The 14404-nt window shown below is 71.1% G+C and carries 10 protein-coding genes; 5 read left to right on the forward strand and 5 right to left on the reverse strand.

Annotation, left to right across the window (positions count from 1 at the left end):
* Positions 1–67 precede the first annotated feature (67 nt).
* Complete coding sequence (locus tag ACIBQ1_RS15285) at positions 68–874, forward strand: helix-turn-helix domain-containing protein (protein ID WP_397277801.1); 807 nt, start codon at positions 68–70, stop codon at positions 872–874.
* Here the strand turns inward: ACIBQ1_RS15285 and ACIBQ1_RS15290 are convergent.
* The 5 genes from ACIBQ1_RS15290 to ACIBQ1_RS15310 form a co-directional block, all read right to left on the reverse strand.
* On the reverse strand, positions 871–2373 hold the full coding sequence (locus tag ACIBQ1_RS15290) for a sialidase family protein (protein WP_397277803.1): 1503 nt from the start codon (positions 2371–2373) through the stop codon (positions 871–873). The two genes, ACIBQ1_RS15285 and ACIBQ1_RS15290, sit on opposite strands and share 4 nt — an antisense overlap.
* A gap of 66 nt (positions 2374–2439) precedes the next feature.
* Positions 2440–3558: a globin domain-containing protein gene (locus ACIBQ1_RS15295; RefSeq protein WP_397277804.1), complete on the reverse strand. Its 1119-nt coding sequence runs from the start codon at positions 3556–3558 to the stop codon at positions 2440–2442.
* Between the two features lie 626 nt (positions 3559–4184).
* A complete protein-coding gene (thyX, locus tag ACIBQ1_RS15300) occupies positions 4185–4874 on the reverse strand; it encodes an FAD-dependent thymidylate synthase (RefSeq protein WP_397277806.1) in 690 nt (229 codons plus the stop codon).
* Between the two features lie 131 nt (positions 4875–5005).
* Entirely contained in the window at positions 5006–6211 is a 1206-nt protein-coding gene (locus tag ACIBQ1_RS15305) for an amidohydrolase family protein (RefSeq protein WP_397277807.1), read from the reverse strand.
* Positions 6212–6274: 63 nt separating this feature from the next.
* Positions 6275–8413 carry an anthranilate synthase component I gene (locus tag ACIBQ1_RS15310; RefSeq protein ID WP_397277810.1) on the reverse strand — a complete coding sequence of 713 codons (2139 nt, stop codon included), beginning with the start codon at positions 8411–8413 and terminating at the stop codon, positions 6275–6277.
* A gap of 263 nt (positions 8414–8676) precedes the next feature.
* Here ACIBQ1_RS15310 and ACIBQ1_RS15315 point away from each other — a divergent pair, with 263 nt between their 5' ends.
* From ACIBQ1_RS15315 to ACIBQ1_RS15330, 4 genes are all read left to right on the forward strand, one after another.
* On the forward strand, positions 8677–9867 hold the full coding sequence (locus tag ACIBQ1_RS15315; protein ID WP_397277812.1) for a cytochrome P450: 1191 nt from the start codon (positions 8677–8679) through the stop codon (positions 9865–9867).
* Between the two features lie 49 nt (positions 9868–9916).
* Complete coding sequence (locus ACIBQ1_RS15320) at positions 9917–10120, forward strand: hypothetical protein (protein WP_397277813.1); 204 nt, start codon at positions 9917–9919, stop codon at positions 10118–10120.
* A complete protein-coding gene (locus ACIBQ1_RS15325) occupies positions 10117–10731 on the forward strand; it encodes a TetR/AcrR family transcriptional regulator (protein WP_397277815.1) in 615 nt (204 codons plus the stop codon). Before ACIBQ1_RS15320 ends, ACIBQ1_RS15325 begins: the two co-directional genes overlap by 4 nt.
* Positions 10732–10897: 166 nt before the next feature.
* Complete coding sequence (locus ACIBQ1_RS15330) at positions 10898–14392, forward strand: S8 family serine peptidase (RefSeq protein ID WP_397277817.1); 3495 nt, start codon at positions 10898–10900, stop codon at positions 14390–14392.
* Positions 14393–14404: the final 12 nt, after the last annotated feature.

Here is a 14404-nt window from a genome sequence, read left to right on the forward strand (position 1 = left end):
CGTCCACGAAGCCGCATTACCCGGGAGGTAATCGTGACGCTTCCCTCCAGTCGCTACTGTGCCGGATATGGGAGCAGTGGCCGTAAATGAAGAGACATTTGGTGAGTTGTTGCGCTCGTGGCGGCAGCGGCGGCGGGTGAGCCAGCTGGACCTGGCCATCGAGGCCGGCGTTTCGGCCCGCCACATCAGCTTCATGGAGACCGGGCGCGCCCGGCCGAGCCGCGAGATGGTGATGAAACTGGCCGAGGAGCTGGGAGTGCCGCTGCGGCACCGCAACAGGCTGCTGGTGTCCGCCGGGTTCGCCCCGGTATATCCGGAACGCGAGGTCCGTGCCCCGGAGATGGAGGTCGTGCGCCAGGCGCTGGACAAGATCCTGGCCGGGCACGAGCCGTACCCGGCGGTCGTGGTGGACGCGGTGTGGAACCTGGTGGCGGCCAACTCCGCGGCCGCGATGTTCATGGACGGGGTGCCCGCCGAGCTGCTGAAGGAGCCGATCAACGTGATGCGGCTCTCGCTGCACCCCGACGCGATGGGCGGCCGGCTGCTGAACCTGGCCGAGGTCCGGGCGCACCTGCTCTACCAGCTGCGCCGGCAGGCCGAGGGCTCGGGCGACGGGCGGCTGGCCGAGCTGCACGACGAGCTGGCCTCGTACACCTACCCGGGGGTGGACCTGAACGTGGCGCACGTGCCGGGCCCCGCCGACATCCTGGTGCCGCTGCGGATCGCGGCCGGCGACCGGGTGCTGTCGATGTTCACGACGATCGCGACGTTCGGGACGCCGGTGGACGTGACGGTCTCCGAGCTGGCCATCGAGACGTTCTGGCCGAACGACGAGGAGACCGCCGCCGCGTTCCACCAGGGCCTGCTGGGTTAGCGGGCGGGGGCGGGCGGGCCGGGCACCTCCTCGCCGGCGGCGACGGGCGCCTCGATGGCGATCGTGGGACGGCCGCCGCCGATGATCGGCAGCCCGCCCGTGACGGTGTAGGTCCGCATGTCCAGCGCCGCGCCCGCGGGCGCCCCGGCGGCGGTGAAGGCCACGTACGCGTTGCCGCCGGGCACGACCGAGGTGGAGAGGTAGTCGCCCACCATGCGGCCCTGCGCGGAGTCGGCGAGCCGGCCGAGCTCCATCGGCCCGTGCAGCTCGACGGGGGCGGACCAGGTCGCGCCGCCGTTGGCGGAGGAGGTGTAGCCGACCGTGAGGCGGCAGGTGGCGGCCGTGCAGCCGGCGGACGGGTAGCGGTAGTAGACCAGCGCCAGCCGGGCCGTCTCGCCCGCGCTGCCGGGGTCGACGCCGAGACCGGGGATGAAGTGGTCGCCGCCGTCGTCGGTGACGCGCAGGACGTGGCTCCACTCCGCGCCGGTGGCCGAGGTGCTCATGACGATGTCGTTGCCGCCGCAGCTGAGCTGGAAGCGGCAGTCGGGCCAGGCGACGTACACGGTGCCGGCCGCGTCCACCTCCGCCGACGGGAGCGGCGCGGCCCGCAGCCCGCCCGCGACCACGTGCCGCTGCACGGTGGAGACGAGCGCGCCGCGGCCCCAGCTCGTGCCGCCGTCGCGGGAGCGCAGGGCGCGGATCTGGCCCTCGTCGCTCAGGTACGGCACGACGACGGCGCCGTTCGGCCGCACGACCGGCTGCCCGCCGAGCCCGGTCGCGGACGTGCCGGTCTCGGCCCAGGTCAGGCCGCCGTCGGCGGAGCGGGCCACCTTGATCGCGAGGCCCGAGGCAATGTCGTCGAAGACGACGTAGCAGCGGCCGTAGTACGGGCTGCGGGAGCCGTTGTCGCAGACGACCCAGCTCTTGTCCAGGTCGCCGCCGCCCGCGACGGCCGTCGTGACGGGGGCGTCCCAGGTCAGGCCGCCGTCGGCGGAGCGGCTGGTGAGCACCGCCGCCCCGATGACCCCGCCCCTGTCGGTGGGCGCGTCGGTGGGCGCGTCGGTGGGCGCGTCGGTGGGCGCGTCGGTGAGCGCCAGCGAGGAGATCAGCCAGACGCCGTGCCGGGCGTCGTAGGCCACCGACGGGTCGCTCACCCGCTGGTAGGACCCGCCGCCGGACGTGGTGATGCCCGGCAGCGCGCCCTTCGTCCACGTGGCGCCGCTGTCGGTCGAGGTCGCGAAGGCGATGCCGGACGCCCCGCCGTCGAAGAACCGGCCCACCTGGTGGGCGGTCACGATGGTCGTGCCCGCCTGGAAAGTGTCGGGCCCAGTTTGGGTGCCGGCCTCGGCGCCAGGCTGGCCGGTGGCGTTCGCGTACGCGCCGGTCCCCAGCTCCGTCAGCGGGATGGCCTCCGATGACGCCTGGGCGGGAAGGGGGATCAGGAGGAGCAGTACGGTCAGCAGCCCGCCGATTCGTCGGCGCCTGGCGGGGGATGGCACAGTCCACCTCCACGTTGGCGTGTCATCCTCCACCTCGCACCTTTCGACCCGAAGTGTCAAGATCTGTCAGCGTTCGCTATGGATGATGTCCCGGTGGATACGCGACAGGGGCACCCCGTCGATCTGGAGGCGGCGTACGGTCTCGTTGACCATGCCGGGCGGGCCGCACACGTACACGTCGTGCTCCGCCCAGGAGTGGAAGCGCTGTGTGACCTCGGGCAGGTGGCCGCGCATCCCGTCGTACCCGGGCTGGTCCGACACCACGGGCAGCACCCGCAGCCAGGGGAACGACGACTCCATCCTGATCAGGTCGGGCATGTCGTAGAGCTCCCCGACCGTGCGCGCGCCGAACAACAGGTGGATGTTGGGCCGCCGCCCCGAGACGATGATGTGCTCGATGATCGCCTTCAGCGGAGCCAGACCGGTGCCGCCCGCCACGCACAGCACGTCGCGCATGCTGTGCTCGCACGGCGCCATCGTGCCCATCGGGGGGCCCAGCAGGATCGTGTCACCGATCCGGGTGTGCCTGATGAGCGTGGTGGACACCCAGCCCCCCGGGACCGAGCGGACGTGCAGCCTGAGCGTGTTGTCGGCGCGCGGCGCGTTCGCGATGGAGAACGTCCGCCAGACGCGCGGCCAGCGCGCGGTCTGCACGTTGACGTACTGGCCCGGCGTGTACGGCAGCCGCTCGACCGGCCGCAGCGTGAGGACGGCGATGTCGGGGTGGCGCAGCTCGTGGTCGATCACCTCGGCCGGCCACCAGGCGGGCGAGACCCCGGCGTCGGACTCGGCCGACGCGATCATGAGGTTGGCGGCCGCCGTGTAGGCGGCGACCCAGGCGGCCTCGATCTCACCGTTCCAGATCTCGGCGGCGAAGCGGCGGACGGTGGCGAGCAGGGCGTTGCCGACGGCGGTGTAGTGCTCGGCGATCACGCCGTACTTGCGGTGGTCCCTCCCCAGCTGGCCCAGGTACGCCGCGAGGCTGTCCGGGCTGTCCAGGCTCCAGACGATCCGGGTCAACGCGCTGAACAGGCGGTCCCGCTGAACGTCCATCGCGGGCGGGAACATGCCCCGCAGATGCGGACTCTCGGTGAACAGCCGGCCGTAGAAGTAGGCCGTCGCCTTGTCGGCCACCGGCTCGATGACGGAGAAACTCTCTTTTACCAGGCGCGGATTCAACGACATTTATCAACCCCACCTTTGGACCGGAATCGGGTTCCGGTCGTGTCGTTCACCTCCCTGACGGCTCCGGGTCTTGAGCGCGCGGCCCCACCCCGGCACAGCCGATGCGCTCAAAATTGAGTCTTACACCACTGATGACGCGTCACAACCGTTTCTCCTCAATACGGTGCGAAGCGAACCATCTGTAGTTACCTCGTTATGCTTCGCAGGCGAATTTCGGACGGAAAACGCGAGAAAAAATCGTATTCACCCGGCGGGGTTCACTCCCGGGGCGCCTGCGCGGTGACCGGTCCCTTTCCCCTCCCGGCGCGAGGGGCGTAACATCCGGCCATGGCAGTCCTCCATCCCAGGCGCGTGGCCTGGGAAGGCGCCCGGATCTTCGTCTCCGCGGCGGACACGGACGCCTACTGGTGGCTCAGCGACGCGGTCGGCCACCAGCTGGGGGATCGTCCACCAGACGCGGCTCAGCGAGACGCGGCTGCGACTGCGGGCGGACGCGGACGCGATCTACAAGGAGGCGGGCGCGTGGCGGGCCCGCCTGGACCAACTCCTCGACGCCCGCCCCGCGACCGCGTCGATCCTCACTCAGCTGATCAGCGAGACCATGTCCCGCCTGCCCTGAGCCGGATTCAGGGGCAGACCCGCCCGTTGGCCTCGAACGCCTCGTGCGTCAGCGGCATGAGCTCGGCCCACAGCGCCTCCATCCTCTCGGCGACCATCTCGATCTCACGCTGCGGGAACGACGGGAACGTGGAGTCCTCGCGCTTGACCCGGAGCGACAGGAAGTTCATCAAGGCGCGGGCGTTGCAGGTGGCGTACATCGAGGAGTAGAGGCCGACCGGCAGCACCGTGCGGGCCACCTCGCGCGCCACCCCGGCCTCGAGCATTTCCAGATAGGCCTGATAGGACTGCCGGTAGCTTTCCTGGGTCGCCTCGGTCACCAGCTTGTGCTGCTCGGCGGTGCCGTCCAGGAACACGTACTTGCCGGGCTTTCCCTCCTGCACCAGCTTCCGGTCGGGGCCGGGCACATAGAAAACCGGCGTCAACTTCCGATACCTGCCGGACTCCTCGTTATAGGAAAACGTGCGGTGTCTCATGAATTCCCGGAAAACGAAGATCGGCGCCCTGACGTAGAAGGTCATGGAAGAGTGCTCGAACGGCGTGCCGTGCCTGTCGCGCATCAGGAAGTTGATGAGGCCCTTGGAACGCTGGGGATCGGCTTCGATCTCTTCCAGAGAGCTCTCACCCTTCGTGGAGACGCGCGCGGCCCACAACACGTCGGCGTCCGACGCGGCGGCCTTCACCAGCTCCACGTCCACGTCACTGCGGAACGTGATCTCGTCCTCGGGTTCGACAGTGCCCACAGAGAGCCCCCTGCTCAGGTCGGGTGTTGTGACGGCCCCCAGCAAACCAGGTCGGGCCGCTCGGCGCGAGTCGGCGCCCCCGGGGCTCACAGGCGGTAGACGCGGCGGGCGTTGCCCGAGCCGATCATGTGGGCGATCCGGGCGGCGTCCGCGGCGCTCCACTCCCCCGCCGACAGCCGCGACCCGAGCGCCGCGCCGAGCGCCTGCCGGTAGTAGAGCGCGCCCAGGTAGCACGTCTCGGCCACGCCGTGGCAGCCGGAGCTGAACAGCAGCTTGTGGAACGGCGCCAGCTCCAGCAGCTCGTCCACGACCCTGGCCGAGGCGGCGGCGGTGTGCGGCAGCGCCAGCCCGACGTCCACGTAGACGTGCGGGTGGCGGCCGGCGAGGAAGGCGGCCTGGCGATGGTACGGGTAGCAGTGCAGCAGGATGAGCGGCACGCCGACCGGCTGCAGGAGCCTGGCGAACACGCCCAGCCGGCCCGGGTCGGTGCGGTGCAGGTCGAGCCCCGAGCCGCCGAAGCCGGTATGGAACTGCACCGGCAGCCCGCGCTCCCTGGCCACGTCGACCGCGCTCCAGAGCAGGTGGCGCAGCAGGACCTCGTCCGTCAGCGGCTGCTTCGGATCCGACAGGCGCCGGTTGGCCGCCGCGATCACCGCCCCTCTGGTGGGCCTGGCCGGGTCGAAGTCGAGGCCGTGGAGCGAGGCCATGACGGTCTTCAGCCCGACCGCCCTGGCGGCCCTGGCGGTCAGCTCGTCGCCGAGTCCGTCCAGGTAGTCCACGGCCAGCGGCGCGTCCTCGGCCACCTCCCGCTCGACCTGCTCGATCCGTACGAGCTCGTCGGCGGCGGCCCCGCCGTGGCGGCCCATCTCGGTGGCCGTCAGCAGGTCGATGTCCCCTGCGCCGATCTCCCTCGGGCCGATCTCCCTCGGGCCGATCTCCCTCGGGCCGATCTCCGCGGGTGCGGTGTCCACCAGGAACGCCACCACTCCGGCCCCGGCCAGCAGCCGCCGGTTGACCTCGGCCGCGCCCAGCTCCTCGCGGCGCGAGACGTAGACGGCCGGTGGGGCGTGCGGCTCCAGGTCGAGCAGCGGCGCGCACCAGCGGCGCACGGCCGCCCCGAGCGGCGTGTCGAAATGGGTGGTGCCGGGCGGAGCCGGGCACCCGCCCTCGTTGATGAGCAGCTCGAACGCGGCTCTGCTCAGGTCGTCCCGCCGCACCCCGTGACAGTGGTGGTCGACGAGCGGGGCGAGCAGCGCGTCACGCACCGTGCCGGGCAGGTCTACGGGGAGCATGCGGAGACTCTAGGGGAGCTCCGCACGCCCCCGCGGCCGTTTTACCTACGCAATCCGCAGGCGTTATCTGCGCGACAGGCGCAGCACGTTGGCGATGACCTTGGCGCCCGCGCCGCCCTCCTGCGTGAGGATCGACTCGGGATGGAACTGCACGGCGAAGCGCCGCCGCTCGACGTCCTCGATCGCCATGACGTTGCCGTCGGGCGTGAGCGCGGTCGCGGCGAAGCCGACGACGCCGGGCTGCTTGGCGTGCAGCGAGTGGTAGCGGGCCGCGGTGAACTCGTCGGGCAGCCCCTCCAGCAGCGCGCTGTCGGCGATCCGCGAGACCTGCCCGCGCTTGCCGTGCTCGGGGTAGCCGAGCAGCTCCAGCGTGCCCCCGGCCTGCTCGACCATGGCCTGCAGGCCGAGGCAGACGCCGAACACCGGCAGGTCGCGGGCGTAGATCTGGTCGAGCAGCGCCGCCATGCCGAAGTCGGACGGCCAGCCGGGCCCCGGCGAGAGCACCACCAGGTCGGGCGCGATCTCGTCGACCATGTGGATCGGGAAGCCGTGGCGCAGCGTCACCACGTCGGCGCCTTCCTGGCGGAAGTAGTCGGCCAGCGTGTTGACGAAGGAGTCCTCGTGGTCGACGAGCAGCACCTTCATGCCCTGGCCCGGCTGCGGCCTGGGCTCGGGGACCGGGACGGTGCCGGGCCGGTTCACCGCGGCCAGGGCGCCGAGCAGGGCGCTGGCCTTGAGCTCGGTCTCGCGCTCCTCCGACTCGGGGTCGGAGTCGAACAGCAGCGTCGCCCCGGCCCTGACCGTCGCCACGCCGTTCTTGATCTGGGCGGTACGCAGGGTCAGGCCGGTGTTCATGGAGCCGTCGAAGCCGATGAAGCCGATGGCGCCGCCGTACCACCTGCGGGTCGTGGCCTCGTGGTCCTCGATGAACTGCATGGCCCACGTCTTGGGCGCGCCGGTGACCGTCACGGCCCACATGTGGGTGAGGAACGCGTCCAACGCGTCGAACTCCGGCCGCAGCCGCCCCTCGATGTGGTCGACCGTGTGGATCAGGCGGGAGTAGAGCTCGATCTGGCGGCGCCCGATGACCTTGACCGTGCCGGGCACGCAGATGCGCGACTTGTCGTTGCGGTCGACGTCGGTGCACATGGTCAGCTCCGACTCCTCCTTGACGCTGGACAGGAGGGTGCGGATGGCCTCGGCGTCCTCGACCGGGTTGCTGCCGCGGGCGATGGTGCCGGAGATGGGGCAGGTCTCGACGCGGTCGCCGCTGACCCGGACGTACATCTCGGGCGAGGCGCCGACCAGGTGCTCGCCCTGGCCGAGGCTGATGATGAACTCGTACGGCGCCGGGTTGCTGTGCCGCAGGCCGCGGTAGAAGGCCGACGGGTCGGTGCAGGCGGCGTGGAAGACCTGCCCGGGCACGACCTCGAACAGGTCGCCGCGCTTGAACTTCTCCTTCGCGGCCGCCACGACCTTGGCGTATTCGCCCTTCTCGGGGTTCTTGGGCAGCTCGCCGGGGGTGACCGGCTCGGCGGTGGCGCCGGTGCGCTCCAGGCCGCGGGTGGTGGCGCCGTCGACGGTGAACTCGTAGCGGTATTCGATGCTGGACTCGCGCTGCCGGTCGATCACGATGATGCGGTCGGGCAGCTGGAGGACGAGGTCTCGCTGGTCGTCGGGGCGGACGAGCTCCTGCCTGATGGGCTCGAACTGGAAGGCCAGGTCGTAGCCGAACGCGCCGTACAGGCCGAGGTGCGGGTCCTCGCCCTTGAAGGCGGCGATGACCTCGCGGATCGCGGTGAACACGGTGGGCCGGCGGCTGCGCATCTCCTCCGGCAGCAGGTCCCCTGGATCATTGCCGGGCTCGGGGACGTACACCTCGACGTGGTCCGGCGTCGGCTCGGCGACCGGCTTGCCGGCGGCCAGCAGGCAGGAGGCGACGGCGGGCAGCACGACCCTGCCGCGCTCGTTGAGCGCGGTCGCCGAGATGGTGCGGCCCTTGGCGACCAGCTCCAGGCACGGGTCGACGTAGCCGAAGGCCCATCGGCTGTAGCGGCCCGGGTAGTCCATGCCCGAGGAGAACGCGCCGCCGCGCCTCTGCCCGAGCGCGGTCACGATCTCTTCGAGGGCGGCTTCGTCCACCTCGCGCGCCTCGCGCTCGACACCGATGCCCCCGGCGGTGGTATATCCGCTCGTCTCCAATTCCTGCCCCTTTACCACGTCAAATGATCGAGCCCCGGGGGCGGACACGCGAAAGGCCGCCATCCGGGGCGGCCGTCCGTTGAGGAATGCGAAACACGCGCCGCCTAGGAGCGGCGCCACCACTGGAGCTGGGCGTGACTTCGCATGGGAACAGGTTAACCGGCGCACCATGATCGCGCAACGCCGACCCGCCCGCCCGCCCCGGGTGCGCGACTTTGAATACAGAGCTGTACTGTATTCATGTGATCGAGAGGAGACCTGAGATGTCCGAGACCGAGGCGATCACCCTCCCCACCGCGCGCCCGAACCCGTTCGACCCTCCCGACGGCCTGGCCGAGCTGCGCGAGCACACCCCCATCACCCGCCTGGCCTACCCCGACGGCCACCTGGGCCGGCTGGTCACCAGTCACGCGCTGGCGCGCGAGGTGCTGGCCGACCGCCGCTTCAGCGCCCGCTCCGAGCTGCGGCACATCCCCGTCGAGAGCACGAGCACGGCCCGGCCGAGCCCTCCCGGGATGTTCATCGGGATGGACCCGCCCGAGCAGACCCGCTACCGCCACCTGCTCACCGGCGAGTTCACCGTGCGCAGGATGCGCCTGCTCACCGAGCGCATCGAGGAGATCACCGAGCACCGGCTGGACCTCATGGAACGGCAGGGCCCGCCCGCCGACCTGGTCACGGCGTTCGCGGCTCCGGTCCCGGCGGTGGTGATCTGCGAGCTGCTCGGCGTGCCCGAGGAGGAGCGGGCGGGCTTCATGACCGAGGCCACCGAGCTGGTGCGACCGGACGCCACGCAGGAGCAGAAGATCTCTGCCTTCCTGACGATGCAGGCGCGCATGCGCGACCTGGTCGTGGCCAAGCGGGCCGAACCCACCGACGACCTGCTCAGCGGCCTCACCAGAAGCGACCTCACCGACGAGGAGCTGGCCAACATCGGCTTCATGCTCCTGGGCGCCGGGCTCGACACCACCGCCAACATGCTCGCCCTGGGCACGTTCGCGCTGCTGTGCCACCCCGGCCGGCCTGCCGTCCTGCGCGACGAGCCCGGCAGGGTGGAGCAGGTGGTGGAGGAGCTGCTGCGCTACCTCACGATCATCCCCTTCCTCGTCCGTACGGCGCTGGAGGACGTCGAGCTGGGCGGCGAGCTGGTCAGGGCCGGTGAGACGGTCACGATCTCGGTCCCGGCCGCCAACCGCGACCCGAAACGGTTCCCCGACCCCGACGCCCTCGACCTGCGCCGGGACACCGGCGGGCACGTGGCCTTCGGCCACGGCGTGCACCAGTGCCTGGGCCAGCAGCTGGCCAGGGTGGAGATGCAGGCCGGCTATCCGGCCCTGTTCAGGCGGTTCCCGTCGCTGCGGCTGGCGGTCGAGCCGGACCAGGTGCCGCTCCGCACCGACATGCTCATCTACGGGGTGCACAGCCTCCCGGTCACCTGGGACGTCCAGGAGTGAGCGGCCGGGTCTGCGTCGTCACGGGCGCGTCGTCCGGCATCGGCCGTGGATGGCGGCCGGGGCCGAGAAGGGGTTCGGGCCCGGCAGCAGGGCGTCGGACCCGCGCGTGGTCGGCCGGGCCGTCGCGCGGATCGTGGCCGCGCGCGGCCCGAAGCCCCGCTACGCCGCCGGCTACCTGGCCGGTCTGCCGCTGCGGGTCAATAGACTCCTGCCGGACCGCCTCTACGACAAGATGGTGACCCGCCGCGCATGATGACCACCGACGACCTCGGCACGACCGGCACGCGAGCAGCGCGACCCGCCGGACGGCCGCGCAGCCAGGAGGCCGACACGGCCATCCTGGCGGCCGCGCTCGACCTGCTCATCGAGTACGGCGCCCAGCAGACCAGCATCGAGCAGGTCGCCAAGCGGGCCGGCGTGACGAGGGCGACGGTCTACCGCAGGTACACCGACAAGACCGCACTGCTGGTGCGCACCCTGCAGTGGGCCATGCACGACTTCGACCCCGCGTTCACCGGCTGGCGCGACCTCGACCACATGTTCGCCGAATGGGCGCTGCATCTGGCCGATCCGCGCAACCGGATCCTGCTCCGGCGGGTCTTCGGGACGGTCGACGACTATCCCGATCTGCTGCGGACCTACCGGGAGAGCAACGGCGGGCGGCGGGCGGCGGTGGTGCGCGACGCGCTGGCCGCGGCCCGCGAACGCGGCGAGCTCCCGGCGGACCTCGACGTGGACGTGGTGCAGGAGCTGCTGAGCAGCGCGGTGACGGGCCATGTCGCCGGCCATCCCGACGACGAGGACGCCGAGCAGATCAAGGCGTACTTCCTGGCGATCATGCGGCAACTCGGCTACCGGCCGTGACGAGGATCGCCGGATGATACGGCGACATTTCCACTGACCAGATTACATTTCAGGCAGTCACGTTACATTTCGCGACACCTCTTGCTTTCCCGACAAGATCTCTCCACGCTTCTCGACAGAAGCGTAAAGATCACCTCTTGTCTCGAGGGACTCGAAGGAGAGTCGCGTGCTCAACACCCCCCGCTGGCGTGCGGTCCTGGTCGGGATCGCCGTCACCGCAGGCTTATGCGTCCCGCAGGCCCCGGCGCAGGCCGCGCCGGAGCCGGCGAAGATCGACGCCGCCGTCCAGGCGCAGCTCGACAAGGACGACAAGGCCACTTTCTGGGTCCGGATGAAAGGGGCGGCCGACCTGAGCGGCGCCCGCCGGGCGATCGCCAAGGACACGAAGGCCGAGCTGGTCTTCGAGGCCAAGACCGAGCGGGCCACCGCCTCCCAGGCGGGCCTGCGCAAGCTGCTTGACGCCCGCCACACCGACTACACCCCGTACTGGATCGTCAACGCCGTACGGGTGACCGCCGACGAGAAGCTCGCGGGCGAGATCGCCAAGCTGCCCGAGGTCGAGAGCATCCAGCCGGTCCGCACCGTCAAGCTGCCCGACCCCACGCCCGGCAAGGCCGAGGTCAAGGTGAACGCGGTCGAGTGGAACGTCGACCGGGTCAACGCCCCGCGCGTCTGGAGCGAGCTGGGCAACCGCGGCGAGGGCATCGTGATCGCCCACATCGACTCCGGCGCCCAGTTCGACCACCCCGAGCTGGTCCAGAGCTACCGCGGCAGGAACCAGGACGGCACGTTCACGCACGACTACAACTGGTTCGACCCGGCGCGCGTCTGCCCGAGCGCCGCGCCGTGCGACAACAACGGCCACGGCACCCACACCATGGGCACGATGGTCGGCGCGAACGGCATCGGCGTCGCGCCCGGCGCCAAGTGGATCGCCGCCAAGGGCTGCGAGCTCAACACCTGCACCGACGCCTCGCTGCTGGCGGCCGGGCAGTGGGTCCTGGCGCCGACCGACCTGAACGGCCAGAACCCGCGCCCCGACCTGGCCCCCGACATCGTCAACAACTCCTGGGGCGGCGACGGGTACGACCCCTGGTACAAGGAGACCGTCGAGGCGTGGGTCGCGGCCGGGATCTTCCCGGCCTTCGCCAACGGCAACGAGGGCCCGGCCTGCCGCACCAGCGGCTCGCCCGGCCAGTACGTGGAGAGCTACAGCGCGGGCGGCTTCGACATCAACAACGCGCTGTACAACCGCTCCAGCAAGGGCGAGGGCGAGAACGGCGAGATCAAGCCGAACATCGCGGCCCCGGCCGTCAACGTGCGCTCCTCGACCCCGGGCAACACCTACAGCAGCTTCACCGGCACCTCGATGGCCTCGCCGCACGTGGCGGCCACGGTCGCGCTGATCTGGTCCGGCTCGCCCGGCCTGCAGGGCAAGGTGGCGGCCACCCGGCCGCTGCTCGACAGCACGGCCCTGGACGTCAGCGACACCAGCTGCGGCGGCACCGCGACCGACAACAACGTCTGGGGCGAGGGCCGGCTCGACACGTACGCCGCCGTGCAGGCCGCGCCGCACGAGGGCCTCGGCGACCTGCGCGGCACCGTCACCTCGGACGGCGCGCCCGTGGCGGGCGTGACGGTCACGCTCTCGGGGCCGCTGAGCCGTACGGTGACGACCGGCGAGGACGGCACGTACGCCGTGCCGCGCCTGCTGCCGGGCGAGTACCAGGTCAGCGCGGAGAAGTTCGGCTACGCGAAGGCCACCGCGACGGCCGTGATCACGGCCGGGCAGGCCACGACCGCGGACGTGAGCATGGCCAGGCAGCAGTCCGGCGTGGTGTCCGGCACGGTCAGCACCGCGGGCACGCCGGAGGCGGGCGCGACGGTGGAGGCGACCGGCACGCCGGTGAGCGCCGTGACCGACGCCTCGGGCCGCTACAGCCTGACGCTGCCGCACGGCGACTACGAGCTGAAGATCACGCCGGTGTCCCGCTGCTCCAGCGGCACGACGGCGTCCGTCTCGGTGGCCGGTGACGTGGCCAAGGACATCGAGCTGCCGCTGCGCGGCGACAACTTCGGCTACACCTGCCGCAGCGGCGCCCAGGCGTACGTGGCGGGCACCGAGAAGCTGGCGCTGTCCGGCGACGACGAGGCCGTGCAGGTGACGCTGCCGTTCCCGGTCCCGTTCTACGGCACGGGCAACGGCAAGGCGTGGATCGGCACGAACGGGTACGTCTCCTTCGCCACCGACCGGGTCACCACCGGCAGCAACGGCCGCCTGCCGACCACGACCACGCCCAACAACGCGGTCTACCCGTACTGGGACGACCTCATCGTGGACGCCCAGGCCGGGGTCTACACCGGCGTGACGGGCACGGCACCGCACCGGACGTTCGTCGTGGAGTGGCGTAACGCCGGCTTCTACAACGACGCCGACCAGCGGGTGTCGTTCTCGGCGCTGCTGGGCGAGGACGGCTCGGTCGGCTTCCGGTACAAGGACATCGAGAGCGAGCGCGAGCAGGGCTCCAGCGCCACCGTCGGCATCGAGAACGCGGGCGGCACCGACGCCATGCAGTACTCCTACGAGGAGCCGGCGCTGTCCTCGGGGCAGGGCCTGACGTTCACGGCCAGCCGGCACGGCCTGGTCACCGGCGCGGTCACCGACGCCAACGACGGCAAGCCGCTGGCCGGGGCGACGGTCAAGGTGGGCGACGTGGTCACGTTCACGACCGGCGAGGACGGCTCGTTCTACGGGCAGGTGCTGGCCGGCGACTACGAGGTCGTGGTGTCCAAGGAGCACTACGGCACCTTCACCAAGGCGGTCACGATCGCGCCCACGACGGTGACCCGGATCGACACGGCGCTGGTCACCGGCCAGGTGAGCGCGTCGGCGGGCGAGCTGACCGTGGTGATGCCGGCCGAGTCCACCCGCACCAGGACGCTGGAGCTGACGAACCTGGGCTCGCCGACGCCCTACACGGTGGTGTCCGAGCCGTGGTTCGCCACGACCCCGGCCTCGGGCGAGCTGGCCAAGGGGCAGAAGGCGACGCTGAAGGCCACGCTCTCCAGCGCGGGCGTCGCGCCCGGCACGGTGAAGACGGGCAAGCTCCTGGTCCGCTCGGCCAGCGGCCGGCAGCCGACCATCGAGATCAAGGTGTCGGTCGTGGTGCCGAAGCTCCAGGTCGCCATCGACACCGGCGCCTCCAAGAACGTGGTCGACAGCGCCGGTGACACCTGGACGCCGGACAAGAAGTACGCCGCGGGCGGCTACGGCTACGTGGCCACCTCGACCGGCACGTCGAGCACGTCCAAGGCCATCGCGGGCACCGCCGACCAGGCGCTGTTCAAGACCGCCAGGGAGAAGATGCTGGAGTACCGGTTCGACAACGTGCCCGCCGGCACGTACACCGTCGAGCTGGACTTCGCCGATCTGAAGAGCACCAAGCCGGGCAAGCGGGTCTTCGACGTCCTCGTCGAGGGGCAGCTGGCGATCCCGGCGCTCGACCTGGCCCTGGAGGCGGGCACGTACACGGCGGTGAGCAGGCAGTACACGGTGAAGGTCACCGACGGCCAGCTCAACGTGCGCTTCGCCACCCGGCAGGGCGACACGATCGTGAACGCCGTCCGCATCTCGGAGCGCCCCGACCGGGCGACCCCGTAGCGACCCTCGGGT

The sequence above is a fragment of the Nonomuraea sp. NPDC050153 genome, assembly GCF_044460125.1.
GTDB lineage: Bacteria > Actinomycetota > Actinomycetes > Streptosporangiales > Streptosporangiaceae > Nonomuraea.